This window comes from Acinetobacter legionensis (assembly GCF_048552295.1).
In the GTDB taxonomy this organism is placed as follows: Bacteria; Pseudomonadota; Gammaproteobacteria; order Pseudomonadales; family Moraxellaceae; genus Acinetobacter.
Genome location: NZ_JBIMCW010000002.1, coordinates 183794 through 206413 on the forward strand (window position 1 = coordinate 183794; position 22620 = coordinate 206413).

At 37.2% G+C, this 22620-nt stretch carries 23 protein-coding genes and 1 pseudogene; 12 read left to right on the top strand and 12 right to left on the bottom strand.

The window, feature by feature from the left end:
* The first annotated feature begins 21 nt into the window (after window positions 1-21).
* The 5 genes and pseudogenes from ACG916_RS02390 (at window position 22) to ACG916_RS02410 (ending at window position 4890) form a co-directional block, all read left to right on the top strand.
* Window positions 22-837, top strand: a complete 816-nt coding sequence (locus tag ACG916_RS02390) for a DMP19 family protein (protein ID WP_336952265.1) — start codon at window positions 22-24, stop codon at window positions 835-837.
* A gap of 77 nt (window positions 838-914) precedes the next feature.
* On the top strand, window positions 915-1286 hold the full coding sequence (locus ACG916_RS02395) for a hypothetical protein (RefSeq protein WP_419327027.1): 372 nt from the start codon (window positions 915-917) through the stop codon (window positions 1284-1286).
* A 57-nt stretch (window positions 1287-1343) separates the two neighbouring features.
* On the top strand, window positions 1344-2441 hold the full coding sequence (gene ddlA, locus ACG916_RS02400) for a D-alanine--D-alanine ligase (RefSeq protein ID WP_419327028.1): 1098 nt from the start codon (window positions 1344-1346) through the stop codon (window positions 2439-2441).
* Between the two features lie 770 nt (window positions 2442-3211).
* Window positions 3212-3977, top strand: a pseudogene (locus ACG916_RS02405) (nucleotidyltransferase domain-containing protein).
* Between the two features lie 31 nt (window positions 3978-4008).
* Window positions 4009-4890 (top strand): pirin family protein, encoded by an 882-nt coding sequence (locus tag ACG916_RS02410; protein ID WP_336952584.1) that lies wholly within the window; start codon window positions 4009-4011, stop codon window positions 4888-4890.
* A 34-nt stretch (window positions 4891-4924) separates the two neighbouring features.
* Here the strand turns inward: ACG916_RS02410 and ACG916_RS02415 are convergent, their stop codons facing one another.
* Window positions 4925-5317, bottom strand: coding sequence for a hypothetical protein (locus ACG916_RS02415; RefSeq protein ID WP_336952262.1), 393 nt, complete (start codon window positions 5315-5317; stop codon window positions 4925-4927).
* A 347-nt stretch (window positions 5318-5664) separates the two neighbouring features.
* On the opposite strand from ACG916_RS02415, the gene craA reads away from it, so the two are divergent.
* Window positions 5665-6906, top strand: coding sequence for a chloramphenicol efflux MFS transporter CraA (gene craA / locus ACG916_RS02420; RefSeq protein WP_336952261.1), 1242 nt, complete (start codon window positions 5665-5667; stop codon window positions 6904-6906).
* Between the two features lie 62 nt (window positions 6907-6968).
* On the opposite strand, the gene ACG916_RS02425 is transcribed toward craA, so the two are convergent.
* From ACG916_RS02425 to yccS, 3 genes are all read right to left on the bottom strand, one after another.
* Window positions 6969-7256, bottom strand: a complete 288-nt coding sequence (locus tag ACG916_RS02425; protein ID WP_336952259.1) for a DUF3817 domain-containing protein — start codon at window positions 7254-7256, stop codon at window positions 6969-6971.
* 165 nt (window positions 7257-7421) lie between these two features.
* Window positions 7422-7976 carry a hypothetical protein gene (locus tag ACG916_RS02430; RefSeq protein WP_336952258.1) on the bottom strand — a complete coding sequence of 185 codons (555 nt, stop codon included), beginning with the start codon at window positions 7974-7976 and terminating at the stop codon, window positions 7422-7424.
* A gap of 30 nt (window positions 7977-8006) precedes the next feature.
* Window positions 8007-10157: a YccS family putative transporter gene (gene yccS / locus ACG916_RS02435; RefSeq protein ID WP_336952257.1), complete on the bottom strand. Its 2151-nt coding sequence runs from the start codon at window positions 10155-10157 to the stop codon at window positions 8007-8009.
* Between the two features lie 183 nt (window positions 10158-10340).
* On the opposite strand from yccS, the gene ACG916_RS02440 reads away from it, so the two are divergent.
* Window positions 10341-11564: a DUF2252 family protein gene (locus tag ACG916_RS02440; RefSeq protein ID WP_336952256.1), complete on the top strand. Its 1224-nt coding sequence runs from the start codon at window positions 10341-10343 to the stop codon at window positions 11562-11564.
* Window positions 11565-11609: 45 nt separating this feature from the next.
* Here ACG916_RS02440 and sodC read toward each other — a convergent pair whose 3' ends face one another.
* From sodC to ACG916_RS02455, 3 genes are all read right to left on the bottom strand, one after another.
* On the bottom strand, window positions 11610-12164 hold the full coding sequence (gene sodC, locus ACG916_RS02445; RefSeq protein ID WP_336952255.1) for a superoxide dismutase [Cu-Zn] SodC: 555 nt from the start codon (window positions 12162-12164) through the stop codon (window positions 11610-11612).
* A gap of 276 nt (window positions 12165-12440) precedes the next feature.
* Window positions 12441-13559 carry an AI-2E family transporter gene (locus tag ACG916_RS02450; protein WP_336952254.1) on the bottom strand — a complete coding sequence of 373 codons (1119 nt, stop codon included), beginning with the start codon at window positions 13557-13559 and terminating at the stop codon, window positions 12441-12443.
* Between the two features lie 100 nt (window positions 13560-13659).
* Window positions 13660-14304 (bottom strand): ParA family protein, encoded by a 645-nt coding sequence (locus ACG916_RS02455; protein WP_336952253.1) that lies wholly within the window; start codon window positions 14302-14304, stop codon window positions 13660-13662.
* A 129-nt stretch (window positions 14305-14433) separates the two neighbouring features.
* Between ACG916_RS02455 and ACG916_RS02460 the strand changes: the two genes are divergently transcribed.
* Window positions 14434-14901, top strand: coding sequence for a Holliday junction resolvase-like protein (locus tag ACG916_RS02460; protein ID WP_336952252.1), 468 nt, complete (start codon window positions 14434-14436; stop codon window positions 14899-14901).
* Window positions 14902-15351: 450 nt separating this feature from the next.
* Here the strand turns inward: ACG916_RS02460 and ACG916_RS02465 are convergent, their stop codons facing one another.
* Entirely contained in the window at window positions 15352-15975 is a 624-nt protein-coding gene (locus ACG916_RS02465) for a class I SAM-dependent methyltransferase (protein ID WP_336952251.1), read from the bottom strand.
* Window positions 15976-16157: 182 nt separating this feature from the next.
* Here ACG916_RS02465 and ACG916_RS02470 point away from each other — a divergent pair, with 182 nt between their 5' ends.
* Both ACG916_RS02470 and ACG916_RS02475 read left to right on the top strand, forming a co-directional pair.
* Window positions 16158-16748 carry a hypothetical protein gene (locus tag ACG916_RS02470; RefSeq protein ID WP_336952250.1) on the top strand — a complete coding sequence of 197 codons (591 nt, stop codon included), beginning with the start codon at window positions 16158-16160 and terminating at the stop codon, window positions 16746-16748.
* Between the two features lie 78 nt (window positions 16749-16826).
* Window positions 16827-17234, top strand: coding sequence for a protease inhibitor I42 family protein (locus tag ACG916_RS02475; RefSeq protein ID WP_336952249.1), 408 nt, complete (start codon window positions 16827-16829; stop codon window positions 17232-17234).
* An 81-nt stretch (window positions 17235-17315) separates the two neighbouring features.
* On the opposite strand, the gene ACG916_RS02480 is transcribed toward ACG916_RS02475, so the two are convergent.
* Window positions 17316-17873 carry a hypothetical protein gene (locus ACG916_RS02480; RefSeq protein ID WP_336952248.1) on the bottom strand — a complete coding sequence of 186 codons (558 nt, stop codon included), beginning with the start codon at window positions 17871-17873 and terminating at the stop codon, window positions 17316-17318.
* Window positions 17874-17902: 29 nt separating this feature from the next.
* Entirely contained in the window at window positions 17903-18679 is a 777-nt protein-coding gene (locus tag ACG916_RS02485) for a class I SAM-dependent methyltransferase (protein WP_336952246.1), read from the bottom strand.
* Window positions 18680-18768: 89 nt separating this feature from the next.
* Here ACG916_RS02485 and ACG916_RS02490 point away from each other — a divergent pair, with 89 nt between their 5' ends.
* A complete protein-coding gene (locus ACG916_RS02490; RefSeq protein ID WP_336952245.1) occupies window positions 18769-20058 on the top strand; it encodes a hypothetical protein in 1290 nt (429 codons plus the stop codon).
* A gap of 77 nt (window positions 20059-20135) precedes the next feature.
* Here the strand turns inward: ACG916_RS02490 and ACG916_RS02495 are convergent, their stop codons facing one another.
* Window positions 20136-20579, bottom strand: coding sequence for a hypothetical protein (locus ACG916_RS02495; RefSeq protein ID WP_336952243.1), 444 nt, complete (start codon window positions 20577-20579; stop codon window positions 20136-20138).
* 121 nt (window positions 20580-20700) lie between these two features.
* Window positions 20701-21804: a fatty acid desaturase gene (locus ACG916_RS02500; RefSeq protein WP_336952242.1), complete on the bottom strand. Its 1104-nt coding sequence runs from the start codon at window positions 21802-21804 to the stop codon at window positions 20701-20703.
* Between the two features lie 82 nt (window positions 21805-21886).
* Between ACG916_RS02500 and ACG916_RS02505 the strand changes: the two genes are divergently transcribed.
* A complete protein-coding gene (locus ACG916_RS02505) occupies window positions 21887-22585 on the top strand; it encodes a TetR/AcrR family transcriptional regulator (RefSeq protein ID WP_056516975.1) in 699 nt (232 codons plus the stop codon).
* The last annotated feature ends 35 nt before the right edge of the window (window positions 22586-22620 follow it).

Below are 22620 nucleotides of genomic sequence, written 5' to 3' on the forward strand. Positions count from 1 at the left end.
ATTGATAAGAAACTGAAAACTATGCTCATTGATAAGATTTTAATTTCTAAACAAAGTTTAGATAGTGATGATCACTATGATGTGATTATGTCCAATATTGATACCTTAAATGGCTTATTTGAACATTATGTTGAATATGATGAAGTATCCGCAGAGGCTTTATATAGTTATTTTGTCGATTACTATCTTGCTCAAGTGAATAATGGCGGTTTTTCACAATTTGTTTATAACACAGGTTGGGATGCGTTCATGGTGAAACATGTTCGTGAAGGATTAAAAGCCATGAATGCGACTGGGCATTCGGCTCTCTTTGAGCAAAGTGCGGATTTAATTGATCAGTTTACGGATGAGCAATTAGAACAGTTCTTAGAGGGTGAATACTTTGGAGAAAATGAGCAGCGAGATATTCTCAATGCTTTTGATGACCAATTTTATGCATTGAACGATAGTGAAGATTTGATTGAAATCAATAGTCGATGGTTAAAACAGCATCCAAAGCTACAGGTTGTCGATGAAGATCAAATCTTGGCGATTATCGAGCAAGTTACAGCCAAAATTCTAAATTTAGAACAACGTAAACAGCAGGCAGCTGAAAACAGCCCCCGTTATTTTAAAATTATTCAAGCCTTATGCCAGCAAGCAGGTCAGGAACTAGATCGTATTACCATTGGTGATCCATCACATGAGTATAATGGGCAAGAGATTGTTGCTTGGCATTTTCTAACCAATGTAGGGCATTTTTATATGCTGGATCTAGGTAATCAAGCCTTGATGTTTGATGAAAATGATCAACAAATCATAGTGCTCGATGTTAGCCATATTGCAGCTGAGTCATAAAGACACAGTTTTTAAATAGTGTACGTTTAAAAAGCATAGCATCATTAGGCTATGCTTTTAGTTTTAGGGTGATCAGAATGAATCGTTTGAGTTTAATTTCAGTATTTTGTTTAGTGATTTTATCTGGCTGTGCAACAACACAAAATTTAATGAATAAAGTGGGTGGTTCAGAGACCCCATTAAGTCAGGTTTTAAATGAACGTCCTGATTTACGTAAGGATCTCGCGACTGTTGAGTTGCGCCAATATTTTAATAGTGTGGAATCACCTACTGTTGCAGAAGTGAAGTTGACTGAAACGGGTTTGATGGATGATTCAGTACGTTCTATTCGTAGCGTATATAGCTTTAAAAATATTGATGGTCAGTGGAAACGTATAGATATGCAGAAGGAATATCAGTGTTATCGTGGTAAGAACACTAAGACCTTCCAGAAGGCAAAATGTCCTTGATCAATTATTTATCTGGATTTAAAGATTTGGAAGATTAAAATCAGGGTACAAACAAAAATGGCAAAAACTAGAGTTGGAATAATTTTTGGTGGAAAATCATCAGAACATCGTGTGTCACTACAATCAGCACAAAATATCGTGGATGCAATAGATCTGCAAAAGTTTGATCTTAGTTTGATTGGAATAGACCAAGATGGTGCTTGGCGTATTCTGGATGTTACTCATTATTTAGAATATGGCCACGATCCTAAATTAATTTCTCTCGCCCCTCGTGAACATGAAGATTATTTGCAGTCAAAACAATCTCAAATCTTTGAAATTGAAAATGCGCAAGGATTACCACCCATAGATGTTATTTTTCCTATCATTCATGGGACTTTAGGCGAGGATGGTGCATTACAAGGCATGCTTAAAATTTTAGATCTACCTTTTGTTGGTTCAGATGTTTTAAGTTCTGCAATTTGTATGGATAAAGATGTCACCAAGCGTTTGTTACAAGGATCTGGGATTGCGGTTGCACCATTTTTAACTGTTCATGCTTACCAGCCAGACGCAGTGAGTTTCCATGAGGTTCAAAATACTTTAGGACTTCCAGTCTTTGTGAAACCTGCGAATCAAGGTTCTTCAGTGGGTGTCAGTAAAGTTGAAAACGAACAAGAGTTTATTGTTGCTTTAGAAAACGCATTTCAATATGACAGCAAAGTATTGATTGAAAAGTTTATTAAAGGTCGTGAAATTGAATGCGGTATTTTGGGTAATTACAATCCAAAAGCCAGTGTTTGTGGTGAAGTGGTTGTAAAGTCTAGTTTTTATTCTTATGAAGCAAAATATATAGATAATCAATCTTCTGAAGTGGTGATTCCTGCTTCAATTTCAGAAGAGGAAAGTAATAAGATTCGTGAGATTTCGATTAAAGCTTTTAAAGTTTTAGGTTGTTTGGGACTTGCACGTGTCGATTTTTTCTTGACTGAGCATGGCGATGTTTTACTAAATGAAGTAAATACTTTACCTGGCTTTACTAATAACAGTATGTATCCAAAGCTTTGGGAGGTAAGTGGAATCACTTATTCTGAATTAATTACTCAACTCATAGAATTAGCATTAGAGCGTCATGAAAATGTATTAAGAAATTCAAAATTTGTAGCTAAAGGATAATTATCTTTGGCTATTTTATATTTCTTATTGAAAATAGATAGAAATGCTGGATAAAAACGTATCAGATTTGGTACGTTTTTTATTTGGCAAATCACAATAAATGAATATTTTAATTGTAGGTAATGGTTTTGATCCTTCGCATTTTTGACTGATACAAGAAGTTGAATGATAGTCAATCTGTCAAAAAACTCATACACAAGAATATAACTTCTCTTGATTGATATTTTTAATTAAATCAATCACATGTAAAAATCAATTGTTTGATTATAAAAAAGCTTGCAATGCCACACCCTATATTCAAAGTTTAAATACCATTGCATAGGCGATGCCTCACTTTTCGTAGGTGATACCAAACCTTGCGCTGCAAACAAAGCCCTGCTTTGTTTTTGCTCATGTTGGGCGAGGGGTACGTCCAGTTACCCCCGCCCAACGGCGACATCCATGTCGCCCCACGGTAGGACAATCATCTAGGGTTTAAAAGTACAAAAAATGAATTGATAACCAACAGTTTCTAAAAGTTCATACAAAAAATAAGCTTTATTTATGATCAATGGCTTGATGTAAATCACTTGTATGAATAATTAGGAGGCTTGGCTATATATCCAACATAAAGCAAATTATGCTGGTAAGTATCATGATGAATTAAAGCGATTATTGATAAAACTTTTAAATTAAAAATAAAGGAGAGTCGATCTTGAATTCAAAGAAAATTTAAAAAGCACTGAAATTGATGTTATAAAACCTATAGATTTACCCAAAATGTGAACACAATGAACATCCAACAAGAAATTCAAAACTTATTCCAAAACCGAGATGAACATCCACTGTTTTATATCGAAAGCGGTAGTCGTTTATGGGGCATGGCAAGTCCAGACAGTGATTACGATGTGCGTGGTTTTCATCTACCCTCCAAGGCACAATATTACGATTATCGCCAACACCGTGATTTAATCGAGATCATGGATGGCGACTTTGATTTCGTTTCATTCGACTTAAATAAAATGTTTGGACTTTTGGCAAAAAGTAATCCGACTGTTTTAGAGTGGGTACGTGCACATATTGTCTATTTCAATCAATTTCCTGAATGGGAAATTTTTAGAGATGGCTTACTTGAACGAATAGACTATAAAGCTCTGTATTATCATTACTTGTCGCTGGCTAAAGGTGGTATGCATGTCATGCAAACTGCAGATAACTTTACCTATAAAAAAGTGTTTTATTCTATTCGTGGTCTGATGTCAGCAGAGTTGGCAACACAGCAAATTATGCCTGAACTCCAGATTACGCAATTGTTTGATCAAATCGACTCCCATGATCCATTACGTCATTGGGCAGAAGATTATTTAGAAATCAAAAAAACAGCAAAAAGAAAAAGCACAATTACCTGTCGCTGAACAAGCACAGATCTTAAAACTGTTAGAAGATAAAATTGAAGCCCTTAATCTAAGAACGATTGAACCTACTAATGATATTGAAAAATTAAAGCAATATCTCACCGAATATAGCTTTAATTTAAAACAACATTTTTATGGCTAATGCTTTTACTCAATCAGAGAATAGTGACACTATGAAAACCCTTGCCTTTATTCATCGTAATGACACCCGATTTGCGATAGGAGATTTTTATCCTGTACTTTCTGTATTTTCGCACTATGAATTAGGCAATACGGTTTCTCCCTTTCTGTTACTGGATCATTTAGGACCTGGTGTTTTAAAACCGACCAATTTACGCAAAGGGGTGAGTGAGCATCCTCATCGTGGTTTTGAAACGGTTACCCTGATTTTTGCTGGTGAATTAGAACACCGTGATTCATCGGGTGGTGGTGGTATTGTTTCAACGGGTGATGTGCAATGGATGACCGCAGCTTCCGGTGTAGAACACAAAGAGGTCTTTAGTGAGGTATTTTCAAAAACGGGTGGCTATTTTGAAATGGTGCAACTGTGGGTGAATTTACCAGCTAAAGATAAAATGAACCCACCACGTTATCAGAGTTTACGAAAAGCAAATATTCCAGTGATTGAACTTCCGAATAGCGCTGGAACGGTACGGGTGATTGCTGGGCATTATCAAGGACAACAAGGGCCAGCAAAAACGCATTCGCCACTTCATGTTTTAGATATTGAAATCCAAGCAGGGCATAAGGTGAGATTGCCCGCTGGCGCAGGGGAAACCACACTGGTTTATTTACGAACCGGCAAGGCATTGTTTCAAGCTGAAGATGAGATATTTGAAGAGCAAGGGCTTGCCGTCATGTCGAGCTTAGAACAAGACTTAGAAATTACGGCATTGCAACAGTGTAAATTGCTGCTGCTGACAGGCAAACCGCTTCAAGAACCCATCAACGGTCATGGCCCTTTTGTGATGAATAGCTACGCTGAAATTCTTGAAGCATATGATGATATTAAACGTGGCACATTTATCAAATCAAAAGTGCTACATGATGAATAAAGCAAACTATGTGAATTATAATTTGCTTTTATAGCTAATTTATCGATTGTTGTTTGTTTTTGAGTGCAATCAAGCCTTTGATTAGCATCGCAATTCCGACACCTACGCATAACCCCATCAAGAACTTGCCAAATATACCAAAACCCAATTCTTTATGGTTGGCTGAACTAATTGCCTTTGCCGTATCTTCAGCCGACCCAGTACCATTGGCCTGAACATCCATCAAGGCCACAAAGCCTGTATCTGTTTTACAGCTTTCAATCACTGAGCTCGAATCTTCCGCATATTTCTTTTGAACCAATTGTTCACATCGAGCCTGATCTTCAGCGCTAATATTTGGTGCAGAACTTATAAAATAAAGTCCTCCACTAATCAACAATAAAATCAGACCAATAATGATCAGTGATACAGGATTTTTATTTTTCATTTAAATTATTTATATCAGCTTAACCAGTATTTAGAGTAGCTGAAGAATAATAAATGTTCAACTTCCCCTGAAAATTTGTCTGTGTTAGACTACCCAAACTTTACCCTGTGTGTACTTCTATGAGCTTTCTTATAGATCGGGTCAAGTTAAAAAATCTCACAAATATAGTTTCAGCAATTACTTTACCTATTGAATTAGACACCTTGTGAATACGGTGTTGAACTGCCTTTATTCAACGTAAATTCCACAATTTAATATTTATATTTCAGTGCTTGTCATTGGGCGTACACTTATCTTTAAAAAAAGTAGTGTGAGCGATGCAAGCCGATAATGATATGTAGAAAACAATGCAAAATTTAGTGCAAAAACAACAAACTGCAAGTTTGAGTCGCGCTACGCTTATGTTTCCATTGGCGTTGGTGTTATTTGAATTTTCAGTTTATATCGGTAATGATTTGGTCCAACCTGCGATGCTCGCAATTACCAAGGAATTTGGTGTGAGTAGTGCATGGGCACCATCATCTATGTCATTTTATCTCCTCGGCGGGGCATGCGTCGCAGGGATACTCGGACCTTTGTCTGACCGTTTAGGACGTAAGAAAGTTTTATTGTCAGGTGTTGCATTTTTTGTTATCACCTGTTTATTAATTCTGTTTACCCACAATATTGAAAGTTTTCTTGTTTTAAGATTCTTGCAAGGTTTTGGTTTATCTGTGATCGCAGCGGTAGGTTATGCTGCGATTCAAGAAACTTTTGAAGAGCGTGATGCCATTAAAGTCATGGCACTGATGGCAAATATTTCTTTGCTTGCCCCTTTGATTGGCCCAGTCATTGGTGCTTTCCTGATTGATCATGTGTCATGGCATTGGGGATTTATTGCGATTGCTTTTTTAGCTTTTCTCAGTTGGTTTGGTCTAAAAGCCAAAATGCCATCACCTACTACCAGTATTCCCAAAAAGCCTTTGAGTTATATTTGGGATGATTATATGCAAGTCCTAAAAAACAAGACTTTCATGGGCCTGACCCTCGGTTTGCCGATGGTGGCGATGCCTTTAATGCTATGGATTGCGTTATCTCCTGTGATGTTGGTTGAAGAACTGGGACTCAGTAGTATGCAATATGGACTGGCACAATTTCCTGTATTGGGTGGATTGATTCTTGGCAATATTGCACTGATTAAAGTGATTGATCGTTTGCCGCTAGGTAAAACAGTTTTGATTGGCTTACCTTTGATGCTGTTAGGTACCTTAATTGTTGTGGCAGGAATAATTTGGCGCGAATATTTTCTTTATTGCGTTATTTTAGGGATGACCTTAGTCAGTTTTGGTGAAGGAATTAGTTTTTCAGTGCTTTATCGTTTTGCGTTAATGTCATCCGAAGTTTCTAAAGGGACTGTCGCTGCTGCTGTTTCAGTGTTGATGATGTTCACTTTCTTTTTTGTAATTGAACTGATTCGAATTTTGTATGAACAGTTCCATCTCTGGGCTTATGCGTTGTCATGCTTTGCTTTAATTACTTTGTGGTTCACTATTCCACGTAGAATAGTGAAAAAAATTATGCTGCAACGTAAAGCAAATGGTGAATTTTAAGCTCACTTGAGTTTCCCTCTCCTATAAAAGGAGAGGGAGCTTTGCTTCATAAATAAAACAGGTTAAGGCTGTTGTAATGCTTTTAATTTATGATCAAAAACAAAAGGTCCAAAAGGTAAAATTGAAGCAATCAAACCTAAAATAAATATCTTAATAGACCACTTCTGTTTTCCACAGACCATCAATAAAACTGCCAAAAAAGCAAGAAATAGCACACCATGCCCCATGCCAATATATTTTACATAGATTGGTGTATCCCAAATATATTTTAAAGGCATAGCAATAAAGAGAAGAAGGAGAAAGGAGATGCCTTCGAGAAAACCAACAATACGTAAAGATTTGATATTCATGGTCACTTAATCAAATGAGAATGAAGCTTGAGTCTAACCGAATTATCTAAACTATTTTAAAAAATGAGTAAATAAAATTGATTCATTTAAATGAATTGATGATCATTCTGGAGAATAATATTTTAGCCTCCCGACCCAAAAGTTTGCTCCGATATTCAGGATAAATTATTGTAATGCTTTGATTGCTGCATCCTGCTGTTGCTGTTCAAATTCAGTGATATAAACACAACCGATATAGGTCTTATGTTCACCTTCATCTACAACTGGATTAGATTCAGCTAAAGTCAGTTTACGCAAAGATTTTTCCATTTCTTTGGTCTCAAGATCTGTTTTTACAATTTTCTCTCCTGAGAAATAAGGCATATCTTTAAAGAAAGGGTTTTGAGAAATTTGAAACTTTTTCGCGAGAACTTGGGTGTTCGCATTTTTTAAAACAGCCAGCATCCCACCAGAAACTAAGCTAATTTGATCTGTAGATTGACCGAATACCGTAATGGGGACTTTACTGACATAGCTATATTCTTCACCTTGTTTGATCCAGCCATTCTTTTTCAAATCATCCTCAAAGTCAAAACCTAAGTCATAATAATTTTTCAGTGTCTTTTTACACTCTAAAAATTGCTGTAAGTCTTGATTAAATTGAGAATCTGCAAAAGCATTGGGCATAGCACCGATAGCCAATCCAGAAAATAAAAACGTTAGGAAAATTTTAAATTTCATGTGATGTCTCAAAATATTTTGTGATTCTTGCTATTTAATTTCTAATCGAAGTAAAGTTGTTTTTAGTTTTAACAACTCAGGTAAGGTTTCCAATAATAAACTGATTTGTTTAAGCACCAAAAGTAAATTATCTGATAAATTTTCTTGATCATTGATGTTCTGAATCTCAGTGAGCTTTGTTTCAATTAATGCTTCATTTACAGCGGATTGGTTAAGCAAAACATCATTTAACGTGTCTTTACACCACAACATCAAATCTAAAATCTGCTGATCATGCACATGTTCACGATGACTGCCTAAAGCAGAAACATAACTGAGCTGGCTATGGCTATAGACCAAATATCTAAATGCATTGTGAATTAAATCCTGATTTGGATTGGGTTCAGCACTTAAACTGGAAATCATCGTGGATAATTCAATCTGTGCATTATGTGCAGCTCGGCGTGCTTTACGATAATCAATACTATTGGTTCGGCCTTGTTGATATTGCTCAACAACCGCATCGAAATAGTCTAATGTTGCTTTGCTGCTTTTACGAATATTGTTGGAAATATCACGGAAGTTCCAGTCTGGCCAAATAAAACTGACCGCAAACCATGCGATTACACATCCCAAAATAGTATCGATAATACGTGGTAAAATAATGGTATAGCCTGCACCTTTTAAATTAAAGATCAACAAAACCATTAGGGTTGCCATTAAAGTCGCCATGGCATATTTTTTTGAACGTAAGTAGAAAAAGGATACCCCAAAAATAATAGTGAGAAGTAACTGTCCTTCTATACTAGGTATAAAATATAAAATGGGAATACCTAAAAGTACGCCTAATACAGTTCCTAAAGTGCGCAGTTTTAAACGACTTTTGGTGGCAAAATAACTGATCTGGCAGACAAATAAACTCGTGAGTAGAATCCAATAGCCATTTTTTGCGAAGGGTAGTAAGGAAATTGTGTACCCGACAGCAAACACAAATGAGATTCGCACCGCATGGCGAAACAATGCAGAATTTGGGGTTAAATGTTGTTTAATCTTGAGCCAAAGGTCTGGTAGATCATGGATATCATCATCCAATAAATTTAGATTATCTCGATGGTGGCTATAACTTTGCTGATAATTACTTTGTTCAATACTCAGATTAATAAATTGATCTTGCACATTTTTGAGATTTTTTAACACCAACAGTAAGTTTTTTACTTCTAAATTATGTGGATTTTGTTGAATCCATTCCAGCATTGAGTTTTCTAAATGTGCTAAAGCAATACTATTGTCAGGATGCGTTTGAAAGATTTGACGCTTTAAAATTGCCTCAGCAAGTTGTTGGCAATTGCGCGCTTGTAAGCGGACATTTTTTTGAATGCGATAAATTAAATCTGTGCGGCTAAAGTTCTGTTGGATCTTTTCATAGTGCAAATAATTGGAAGTAACTTGCTCATGAATATCTTGGGCCAAAAAATATAAGTTGAGCCAGTAGATGGTGTTTTTATTTGCACGAGAGGCTTTTAATCGGGTGAGTAATGAGGCTTTGGTTAAATTTAAGTTTTGCACCAACTGGCTGTTTTGCAAAGATAGGTCAAATAAAAGCTGTTCAATATTGTCGACATTATCAGGATCAAATAGTTTTGCTTTTGATGTCAAAAGCTCGGAAAGAAGATTGAAACTATTAGAGAGGTTGTCTTGTACAGCCTGTGTCGGTTTTAGCAAGTAGAAAATAATAGAGGTCAAGCCATACCATAATGTACCCATGACAAAATAACTGGGTTGTTGATACCACTCAGAATATTCACCTAAGCCAAACATGGTATAAATTGACAAGAGCACAGTACCAAATGAAATGGTGGCATAGCGTTGCCCTAAGGCACCCATTAAGATAAAAGCCCCACTGGAAAGCGACAAGTAAATTAAAAATAAAAGCTTATAGGAATGTAAAAAATCTAAAATACTGCTGACAGTAAAAAACAGCACACAGACCAAGCCTAGATTTCTTAACCGAATACTGAGTCGGTCATCAAAATCAGTGAGTGCTGTTGCAATTGCGCCAAGTGTAATCGGTACAATAAGTTGATCATAACCTAGAAAATACAGGCCAAGCGTTGTTCCAGTTAAAACAATCAAAATCTGTATGCAATAAATCAAAGTCGAATTTGATTTTATATTTTGAAAGATTTGCTGATAGCTATTCACAGTGTCTATTCAGTGGCTTGGACGTTTCAATATTTTACTCGTTTCTGATAAGGCGATATGATTTATTGCATGTAGAAATGTAAAAAAGAAACGGTAATATTCAACATTTTATATACAGTTGAGCCCTTACTTAAACGCTTAAAAAAACTCAGAATAAGTGATCAAGTACTTAAAATAGTAAAAATGCCAAGAAAGCAAAACACTGAAATAAAACAACCGCGTTATCGCAATGCTGAATTAACAGAACGTCGTAATTTAAAAATGGCAGGTTCCATCCATGCCTATGTACGAGGCAATACTGCCAAATATTATGATTGGTTAAAGCAAGCGGAAATAAGTTCGATACCACAAGGACCAGCGATTTGGATTTGTGGGGACTGCCATACCGGTAATTTGGGTCCTGTAGCCAATGCAGAGGGTAAAATTGATATTGAGATTCGTGATTTAGATCAAACCGTGATTGGTAATCCAGCCAATGATGTTATCCGCTTAGGACTATCCTTAGCGACGGCTGTACGTAGCTCTGATTTACCTGGGGTCGTTACCGCACAGATGATTGAAGCGCTTTACGCGGGTTATGTTTATGCCTTAGCACACAATGGTCAGGGGATTGGTAAATTACAGCGACCTGTCCTTGTGCATAGTGCAATGCAGAAAGCACTGAAGCGAACCTGGAAAAATTTAGCAAGAGAGCGTTTAGAAGCTTTAAAGCCAGAAATCATCTTGGGGAAACGATTTTGGCCCCTATTGAAAAAAGAACATCTCGAAATCCACAGTGTTTTTAATCAGCCTGATATTCAGGACTTGGTCACAATGATTGGCCAGCGTGATCAATCCGCTCAATTGAAAGTCATCGATTCAGCATATTGGGTTAAAGGGTGCAGTTCTTTAGGCCTATTGCGCTATATCGTACTGATGGATTCATCCAATCATATTGTCAGAGATGGGAAAGGCCTATGTTTAATGGATCTGAAAGAAGCCACAACAGCACTTGCACCACGTTATTCAAATACACCGATGCCAAAAGACAATGCAGCAAGAATTGTTGAAGGTGCAAGACACTTATCACCATTTTTAGGGGAGCGGATGCGAGCAAGTAAGTTTTTAGATACTTCGATTTTTATTCGAGAGTTATTGCCACAAGATTTAAAACTCGAAATAGAAGGGGTCAATGAAGTTGAAGCCAAAGACTTGGCTTTCTATTTGGCTTTTGTGGTTGGTCGTGCACATGCTCGACAGATGGATGATCCAGTACGCAATGCTTGGATAAAAGAGTTAAAACGCAATCAATCAAAAACCATCGAGGCACCATTTTGGCTATGGCGGAGTATTGTTGAATTGATGAGTGTACATGAGGCTGGTTATTTGGAACATTGCCGTCGTTATGCGCTTTCACATCTGAAATAAAAAAGATGTGGATAAGAGCAGACTTATCCACAATTTATGATTAAATTATTGAATCACACCACATGCTATACGATCTCCACCACCACCAAGGGGTTTTGGATGATCTGAATAGTTATCCCCGCCTGCATGAATCATGATGGCTAAGCCCTGAATATCTGCCAATTTTAAACGTGGCGCAATTAAGGTTGTTTTTGCATTTCCATTGGAATCTACATTCAGTACAGGTAAATCCCCCATATGTCCATCATTCGGGGTGCCATGACCAGTTTTTTGAGGATTGAAATGCCCACCCGCAGCTAAAGCAGCGCCCATTTTTCCATCCTTTTCAGCAGGTGCACATGAACCTTTTTCATGAATATGAAAACCATGATAACCCGAAGGTAAGTGGCTAAGTTGAGTGTTGATTGTTAAACCATTTGGAGAGTCTTGCAAGCTCACTGTACCAATTTTTGAACCAATGCCTTGTGCAGATACAGCATGAATATCTACTGTTTGTAATGGTGTTTTAAGCTTAGGGTTAACCGTTGTTGTACTACATGCTGCTGTAAATAGGGTGATACATGTACAAAGTATAGAAGTTTTAAAAAAAGTAGATGTCATTGAACGCATCCAAAGTATTTGATTATGATTAGTAACTATTCAAGCAAAGCCCAACAGGATAAACAATGTGAATTAAATGTCTGATTGTATGAATTTATTTAACAGAGAGTTTGATTGGTATTGATTATGTTGATTAAAATAAATGAAGAAAATCATTATGTAGTATATCTGCGATATTAAAGATAGCTATACAAGATATATTCGCCAACTCATGCTTATTGGCGAATATAGTGGTTATAACTATTGCATTTTAACGTTTACTTGCTGGCATTCAGCTTAGGATTTGGTGGGTTTATCCTCATCAATGTCATAAGCCATTGTTGCATCAGGCATGAGGCTCTCTGATTCAGTAGTTTCATGTAACCACTCACGCCAAATTGCCAAGAGAATTGCAAGAATGACAGGGCCAATAAACAGTCCAACCAGTCCAAAACTTGCTAATCCACCAAGTACACCAAACATGATCAACAAGAACGGAATCTTGGTTGCACCTGAAATAACCAAAGGTCGAATCACATTATCAGCAGTACTGACAATACAAACACCCCAAGCCATTACACCAATTGCTTCCATGGTTTGACCTTGTGAGAAAAGCCATAATGAAACTGCACCATAAGCAACAGGAGGGCCGAATGGAATCAGTGCCATCAAGAACGTCACAATGGTAAGGACCATTGGATTGGGTACACCTGCAACAAAATAACTCACACCAGCAAGAAATGCTTGAGCAACGGCAGTTAAACCAACACCATAAACCACAGCCCGAGTCGTCTCAGAAATGGTATCAAGATAATGGTGAATACGTGGACCAATTAACATTTGTAAGGCTTTACTGACTTGCTCCAAAATGGTTTGACCATCTCGGTAGAAGAAGAATAAAGACATGATTGCAAAACCTAGCTTAACCAGATTTTTGGTAATTTCGTTCAAGACGAATTTACCATAGTTCATATGGCCTTGAATCCAAAGACCAATGGTTTGTGAAAGGCTGGTAGGATCAGCATTAATTTCACGTACAGTACGGCTAACTTCTTTGCCGATGATGGGGAGTTCACGGATAAAGTCTGGAACAGTCAAATGACCTGAAGATAATTGGCGTTGGAGGTCGAAATAAAGATTTCGTCCTTCATGTTGTAAAATAAAAATGGCAAAAGTCAGTGGAATTCCAACCACCAAAACCACCAGCGTAATCATGAGTGATGCACTGAGGGTAGGTCGATTCGAACCAAACATTCTTAAGATGCGTTTGTACATTGGCCAAGTCATATAGGCAATAATACAGGCCCATAACACAGGTACAATGAAGTATTTGAGAATATCGTAACCTAGAAAAATAAGGATAAACAATAATCCAAACAATAAGATACGTTGTAAGTTCGAAGTGAAATCTTGCACGAATTACTCTAAAAATTGTGAGTGATTGACTCAATATTAACTGAAAAATAAAGTGTGGCAAATTTTAACCCTACTTTATCTGATCTTTATTGAATTGGTTTTAGAACCAATCGCTTGGATCGTCTATTAAAGCATCAAGTAAGGGTTGCCATTGTTCTTGAATGGTTAAAAAGTTCTTTTGGGTTTTATCAAAAACGTTTAAACCTTGCATCGCCAATTGGCTATAGGCAGTACGTTCGGATATCCATGCAACAGGTTTTTGTTCGATTTTATCAAAGAATTGCTGAATATCTTTCGAGCTAGAGCTGTTGGCTTTCATTCGGTTGGCAACCAGATATACAGAAACTTTGCCTTTACGAATTTTTTTAATGTCTTGGATGTGTTTAAGGAAACGTCGAGTACTGTCGATATCAAAAAAAGAAGGTTGTAGCGGAGTGACTACAGCATGGCACTCACTAATCAGTTGTTCTGCATGTTCACCAGTTAAGGCACCTGGTGCATCAATCACTAAATAATCTAGGTTTTTAGGTGCATCACCAATTGATTTTTCATGACGCCAATCCAGACTTTGAATTGTTGCTGCAGTGTTAGGGCGTTGCTTTAACCATTGCAGTGCAGATTTTTGTCCATCTGCATCAGCCAAGGCCACTTTATAGCCTTTTTGTGCAAGCGCTGTCGCTAATGTTATTGCTGTAATTGTTTTCCCACAACCGCCTTTTAAATTTGCAACAAGTATTGTTTTCATGATTGATCAATTAAGTCTGTAAGCTAACCTTCACCTTACTTTAGCATTAATTTTTAGCATATAGGTTATACATGACAAAACTTTAGTAGTTGTTTACATTGTGCAAGATATCGAGTTAAAGGAAAAAGCATGTCCATCTGGATGGCGATGTTAATTGGTGCGTGTATTGGCATCGTTTTAACCACAATCGTGTTATCAAGTACGCGTAATGGCAAAATAAAAGCAGAGTACGAACAGTATATTGCTGAGTTGGAGTTAGAGCATCAGCAGGCTTTAGCAAGCGCGCAAAAGCGTAGTGTAAATACCAGTCGTGCTGTGCTGAAAGGCAAAATGGCGGAACAACTTGCACCAATCATGCCTGAGTTTCGTTATTTACCCAGTGATGCCAAGTTCTTAGGTGATCCTATTGATTATGTCGTGTTTGATGGTTATACCGATTTTCGAGATGGTGAAGGTTTGGCAGAGGATATTGAAGTGGTGTTGATTGATATTAAGAGTGGTGGGGCACGTTTGACTAAAGGACAGCAAGCGATTGCTCAAGCAATTCATGATGGGCGAGTACGCTTTGAAACGATTCGGATTGATTTTCAAGATTAGAGGATAAAAGTGTAATTGAGTGTGCAGCTTTTGGATTAAAGCAATTGTATGGAAAAAATAAATTATTTGATTATAAAAAGGCTTGCAATGCCATACTTTACAATCAAAGTTAAAGTATCTTGGCGTAGGTGATGCCTCACTTTTCGTAAGGGATACCAAACCTTGCGCTAAAAAACCGTGCTTTGTTTTTGTTCAATGGGCGAGGTGTATGTCCTGTAACCCCGCTCAACGGTGACATCTCTGTCGTCCCAGTAGGGGAGGTAGGATAACTATCTAGGATTCAAAAATACAAAAACTTATTCATTGCTAAAAACCTTTAAAAGTTCATACAAAAAGATAAGCTTCATTGATGATCAATAACTTGATGAAAATCACTTATCTGAATAATGAGGTGGTTTGACTATCTCAAATTTTCTATTAAATTTATCTATTCTATTAAACCACGAAAGCTTAGAGCTTGTGTGCTCTGGCCATAAACATACGCCGTCCAATTTTTGGCAGATCTTCAGCATCAAAATAATATTTTTCAGAAAACTTAAAATTGGCATTTAAAAGTTCAAGTTCAATATTACGGTTTAAGTGGCAACCATCGGCAATAATCTTTTGTATAGGGGTTAAAATATCTTGCAATTTTTTTAGGGTGCTATTGTCATGATATTGAACATGTTCAATTAGATGTAGTGTACCTTGAGGTTTTAAAACCCGATGAATTTCTTGAATGGCTTTATCTAAATTGGCAATACTGCACATAGTCCATGTACTGACGATATTCTCGACTGAATTATCTGCAAAAGGTAACTTTTCGGCACTGGCTTGAATATGTTGTACATGAAAGGGTGCATCAAATACCCGTTTCTGAGCAAGTTGGTATACATCGCGGTTTGGTTCAAGTGCATAAACTTGATCAACCTCTTGGTAAAATGGCAGGTTTAAACCTGTGCCAAAACCGATTTCTAAGACTTCACCTCGAACTTTTCCAAGTAATTCTGCACGTCCATCCATCATGCTGGGTGTTTGCATCACTTGATTGAGTAAATGCGGGAAGATACGTTGTTGGTAAAATCTATAAATCATAATTTTATGCAATTAGATGGGGATAAGCTAAATTCTAACCAAAGCATACTTTGAATATAAGACAAAAATAGGACGAAATCTCTGTATTTTGTTACCGAAACTCGATTTTTATTTTAAGTTTTTATATTAATACTAGGATTATAGATTTTGTACAATTTTAACTGTGGTTTGAGGAGCATATTATGAGTAAAAAGTTAATCTGTGCAGCGTTGATGGCACTGAGTACTTTTCAGGTATATGCTTTTCAATCTACTGATTCCTCTAAAGTTTCAACAAGTAACCCAGCATTTAATATTGCCAATGGTTTGGCGCCAATAGATCAACATCAGAAAATTTCTGTTTTAGAACCCTTTCATGGGGAGTTTCGGATTCTCGGTTCAAAAGAATATAAAGATGATGAGCAAGCAAAATTTTCTCCAATTGATTATGCGGTAACTCGTGGTTTATTTACTGAACCTGAAATTGCCCGCCAGATTTCAATCAATCAATATGACCGTTTCTTAAATTGGAAAATGGCTCGACCACCCATTCCAGCTCAATTAGCAACTCAATTGGTCAGTAACATGCATATTATCCCGGCTAATCCTAAAATTGCTCAGCAAATCAAACAGGTAAAGCGCGGGGATCTCGTTCGCTTAACAGGCGATTTGGTCCAAGTGAATGATAAAGATTTGGTGTGGAAATCTGCTTTAGATTGGAATGGTGTGGGGGATGGGGCGTGTAAACTGATTCGTGTAAATTCTATTCAGTGGTTGGAAAAGCAAAATATCTAAATTCAAATTGAGCCACATCAGAGAAGATGATAAGGTTTGCTATAATTTTAGCCAATTTGATCATAAAGAGTGTGATAAATGAAAGGTTTAGTGGGTTTTACTTTGTTGTTTTGCAGTTTGGGCTTAGTCGCTTGTCAAAGTTCAAGTCCTACAGTGGAAGGTAAAACACATGAGTATACATTGAAACAAAAGTGCCCAACTTTGATGGATATGAAAGTAGGTGAGGTACTTGTTTTCAATGCACCTGAAAATCCTAGCACAGGTTATCAATGGCAGTTATTACAACCACTTAAAATTTTTAAAACAGAAGAAACCTATTTGCAAAATGACAGTGAAGAGGGGGCAGTGGGTGTAGGTGGAACAAAAACTTTCCGGTTTAAAGCTGAAAAACCAGGACAAGACTATATTGAATTGGTGCATATTCGTTCATGGGAGTCTTCAAAACAACCTGATCAACAATGGCGTTGTCGCATTCGAGTTTCTTAGCATTGAGTTTTAATCTTGATCAGCGTTTCTGCTTTTGTGCGATCTTTTAGCGCACAAGAGCAGATTAAAGCATTTGTTTTTTTATCTTTTATCGGTCAATTGTTTCCAATGATCAAGTTGCTCATCAGCACTTAACATTTCTCCCATACCTTTGACTGCATCACTTGGATTTTTCAGTTCCCCATCTGCAGATTGCTTTTTCTCATCATAGACTTTGGCTTGATTTTCCCAATATTGATAGCGTAACCCTTGAATATAGCGTCCTTGTTCGGTTTTTAGATCCAGCTCTTTGAGCATATTCAGTGCAGATTCAATACCATCACGTTTAAGCTGACGATCTATTTCTTCAGTAAGGCTTCCATCAGAAGCACGTTTTTTAAGATCAGCTTCTAAAGCATTATTATTTTCAGTAAATTTTTGATCATATTCTTCAAGCAATGCAATATCGTGAGCATCGTCTGGTGTACTTGGAAAGGTTTTAATCGGTTTGGTTTTCAATTGATCCATGATCTCTTGAGAGGCATCTTTGGGTTCAGATGAATTATTCTGCTGTGGGCTATCTTTAGGAGAACATGCTGCCATGAAAACGACTGATGTGAGTAAACCTGAAAGGAGTAAAGGGCGAAGTATTAAATTCATGATAAACATTCCTCATTAAAGCGTTTCGATTAGCGCAGTTTCCTAAAGTTATAAACATAGGTAACGTAAGGGAAGTCTATTTCATCTTGCGCATGTTTACCCGTATATTCCAAGACAATATGTTCGAATTTGTGTTTTAGCTTGAGTTGTTCTTGTTTAGACATCGCAGCAATAAAACTGGTGGATAATAATCGCTTGCTCACTACATTTTCTACGGTTCCAGTTTGTACTTGTGAAAAGACTTTGGCTGTTTCAAGTTGGAATAAAAATTGATTTTCAAACACCAATTTCCACTGGCCACTATGGTAACGTGGCGTGTCATCTTCGATTGTTGCGAGCAAATCTGCCAATGCTTTAACCCAGTCTATCGTCTCATCACGCTGGTTCCAGACCAAACCAAGATGACCATTCTGTTTTAAAATATGGTGAATTTCATTCAAAGTTTCAATATTGGCAAACCAGTGAAATGACTGCGCGCACAAAACAGCATCAATACTTTCAGATTTTAACGGAATTTGATCACTCTTTGCTTGAAGCGTTTGCACATCAGGATGTACTATTTTCAATTGTTCCAACATTTCTGTGACGGGCTCGACAGCAATAATATTGGTCGTTGCTTGTTTGAGGTAAGGGAGAAATTTTCCAGTACCTGCGCCTAAGTCAACAACACTTGAATCTGAGCCAAGGGCTAAATCTTCTTTTAACCATTTGACCACATCTTGTGGGTAATTGGGTCTGACTTGTTGATAAAGTTCTGCAGCAGTACTGAAGCCTTTTTGAGCAGCAGGATGTAAGGAATGTGTCATATTTTGCGCTTTTTTATCTGACTAGACTCTATAAAATATGACACTTGATGCAATCAATAGGCAAGTGCCTATTTATTTAATTTCAGCCAATGATAGAGCTAATGCTCGGTGTGCGAATGGATAAGCAAATAATTTTTGAAGATGATCATATTAGAGCAATCTATTTACAAGGCGATTCTGACACTTTAGTTCTGTCATTTGGTGACTTGATTTCTAGAGCCAAAGGACTTTCCATCAATGCTGAAAAGTCTTTGATGAAATATAACTATGCTGTGGTCGGGATTATGCCAAAACAGAAGTCTTGGTTTCCTGCTTCAAGCATGGTGGCATTGTTAGAGCACCTAGATCCCATTTTAAAACAATTTAAAAATATCGTGGGTTATGGCGGTTCGATGGGTGGCTATGCGGCAATCAAATATGCCAAAGCTTTAAAAATGAATCGTGTTGTTGCCATGGTTCCGCAATATTCTATCGACCCTTTAGAGGTTGAGGACAAGCGTTATACAGATTTCTATGATGCTGAATTAAATGCGGATATGCGTATTCAGGCACAAGATATCGTTGCCGACTGTGAATACATCATTGTTTATGACCCTTATTTTGAAAATGATAAAGAACATTATTTAAAAATTAAGCCATTGATCCCTCAATTGCATACGTTACATTTACCGTATACTGGTCATGATGCGATTGCAGTTTTAGCCAACTCTGCGTTACTGCATGATTTTATTGAACGTGAATACGATCAAACTTATTTTTATAAGCAGATTCGTGAAGTAAAGAAAAACAGCAAATTTTATTATCGAAGTGTGATTGCTCACTTATTGGGGACACATAACGAAGCTTTGGGTAAAATTCTAAAAGGTACAGATATTCAACTGGATAGTACTTTCTTTGATGCCAGTTTAAAGCAGACCATTACGCGTATTTTATTGACCAATAAGCGAGTGGATGAGCAAGATTTGCAGAAACTGGGTATTCAAGTCAATTTTGCTTTTGAAGATAAAACTCAGCTACAAGACAGTTTTGGCAATATTTTAGTATTTAACGTGATCACACAAAAGCTAGAAAGCTATGATCAACAAGTAATTGATGTGAATGGGAAATATATCATTCCATTACATGTTGAAAACAATGGTTTGGCACAGGTAGAAATCAAAAAGCAGACCTATTTGATTTGTATGAATGATCGCCGTGTGACCAAATTATTTAAGCAAGATGAAGCTTTGTCTTTGGATATGAATCCCATTGTGATTAAAAAAACCACTGACTTTTATGTGTTGACCTATAAAAACTTTTATATGAGTTGCGATATTCAAGGTTTGGTGAGTTTTGATGATGAAAGCTTAAATGAGTTTTGCCACTTTAAGGTTGCTTAAAGTCAGCGGTTGAGATGGAACACCATTTGGTGTCTAACGATTTCACATTTGAGCCAATTTAATAGACAGATACAGCTTTAGTTACATTGCCTTAAATAGGTGGTTGGAAATAACGCACTATATTTTTTAAATTCATTTTGAACCTCTAAGTCACTGACTTTATAGACTTCGCTGGAATGTTGATAAATATCAGTCACTGCTGCCAGAGAACCTTCTTCACCGTTTTTATAGTGATAACGGAAGGTTTTTTGCGTGGCATGGAGCAGTTTTTGCTTCATGGATGGTTGATGAAGGAAGGTATAATTAAACACACGATTTTCCATTTCCAAATAATATCGAGCTTGAATACGACAACCCCGATTTAATTTAATCAGTTTAAATTCATTTCCCTCAGAACTTCTAAACCCAGCTTCGTCCACATTATTCATCGACTGTAAAACATATGCTTTTGCATAGACTGGTGAATATAAGCCAAAACAAAGCAGAGCGAGCATAAGTGACAGATAAGCTGTCCAATTCATTGTAAGATCTTTTTTTTGATTGTTTAATTCACTATAAGGCGTAATCAGGTGTTTTAAAATATAAAAGATCCATGCCAAAGGTTTTTATCAACGAATAAGACGAAGATATCAGTTATCAAGTTTAGAACCTACGATTCGCTCGTTTAAACGTCCCAAAGTCATTAAAACGGACCCCATTTGCTTGCATCACTGGATAGCAGTCTTGGGCAATGGCTTGACGAATATAAAATGGATCACGTACAACAAAATGGTGAATCGCATGTGTACCAGCAAAGTTAAAACAAAAGGCCTGTAAAGGTTTCATCCGCCAATCTGTCCAGACCTGACACTGCTGAACGATATTGCCATCTTCAACATCGCCATAATAATGCATATTGGAACTGGTAAAATGCAGACTTAAGGTGCGTAAGAAATTTGGTGCTGCAATGCTAACGGCATAAAACTTTGTGGTTTTGTCTGCAAGTCTCCATACGCTATTTTTAGGTTGCGCTATGCCCGCGGCTTTCATTGCCAATTTGGCAGCATTGATCAATAAGAAACCATGCCATAAGGCATAATGAATATGTCCAAAGGGTGCATAACTCGCAGAAAGTTTTGCTTTTAATTTGAGTTTAGCGGCTTGGGATAAATGCTTTTGCGCATGAATAAAACGCTTGGTGGTTTTCATCATGGTGATGGGGCGTAAATAGATCGCCAACATATTGTCACCAGTCATCAGCAAACGTTTTAAGCCCCATTGATCACCATTGTTAATACCGCGTTCTTCTAAATCTGTTTTAGTACCCGATGATTTGTGGTGATGTAAATGTACCTCGCGACGTATCCACGGGTTCACGGTACTAGGGCGAAAGGCGTAAACGGCTGCCAACATGGCATCATTGATTTTTTTGTTTTTACGGTAATACATTTGGTGAATAAGATCATGCTCTAGTTCATGTAAGAGCGACATCCAAAATGCAGAAAGCGGAATTGCCACGTACCAAGGCATTTTCCCACGAGTGTATTGTGTTATATTGAAAATAATCCCTGTTACAGCTGTTGCAAGGATGGCTAGGCCAATTTGGTCTTGGTGCTGAACCAGCCAAGGATGACGTTCGCGTAATTGATTTCCAGCTTCCAAAATTGCTTTGCGAATTCGGTGGCTACGTTGTTCATCTTCTGGATCAGCAAAAAGTTTAGTTTTGCTTTGTATGGACATTTGTACATCGGAAAGGGGTAAATTCATCTCCGGTTTCCTCTATATTTTTGTAGTACTACAAGGAAGTTTTTAAAACCAACATTTGTTGGTTTTTATGAGAGATTATCTGATGATTAAAATAACGTCAACGTCAGTTTTAAAAAAAATGACGAAAAAGGTGAGTCAACCAAAACAAGAACGTTCCCAAAAAAGAATGGATAAGATGCTGGCAACCACGCAAGAGTTACTGTTATCCATTGGAATTGAAAAGATTTCGATTCCCGAGATTGCCAATGCATCTGGCGTTCCACGGACCAGTATTTATCAATTCTTTCCTACGAAATACGATATTTTTCGTCACATTGCACTGACGCATTTAAACGATTTAGTTAAACAACTCGGACAGGCGGCTGTTCGAGTGTTGACGGAAAATCCAAATGCACCGATAGAAGTATACGGGCAGTTACTCTCAGAAAGTATGATTCGTACCACAGCCAAATATTTTAATGAATCTGAAACAGCAAGCTTGTTGATTTTAAGTGGACCTTTTACCCGCCAAGCTTATCTGGAATACCAAATAGAATTAAAAAAAGTCAGTCATGGCGTACGAAAAGCACTGGAAATGATTAAAGTGGATGAATATGTACCTCAAGAGCCAGATACATTGACGATTTTAATGGAATTGGTTTTTACTTGTATGAAGCATGGTTATTACAACGAAAGCTATATTTCTGAAGCCATTATTCAAGAGGCCTACCGTATGACCAATGCATACTTACTGGCTTTAAAGAATAATTCTTTTGGTTTTCCAGAAGCATCTGCTTCATAAGCGTAAAACTGGCTCTCTATCATTAAGGAAAAGCA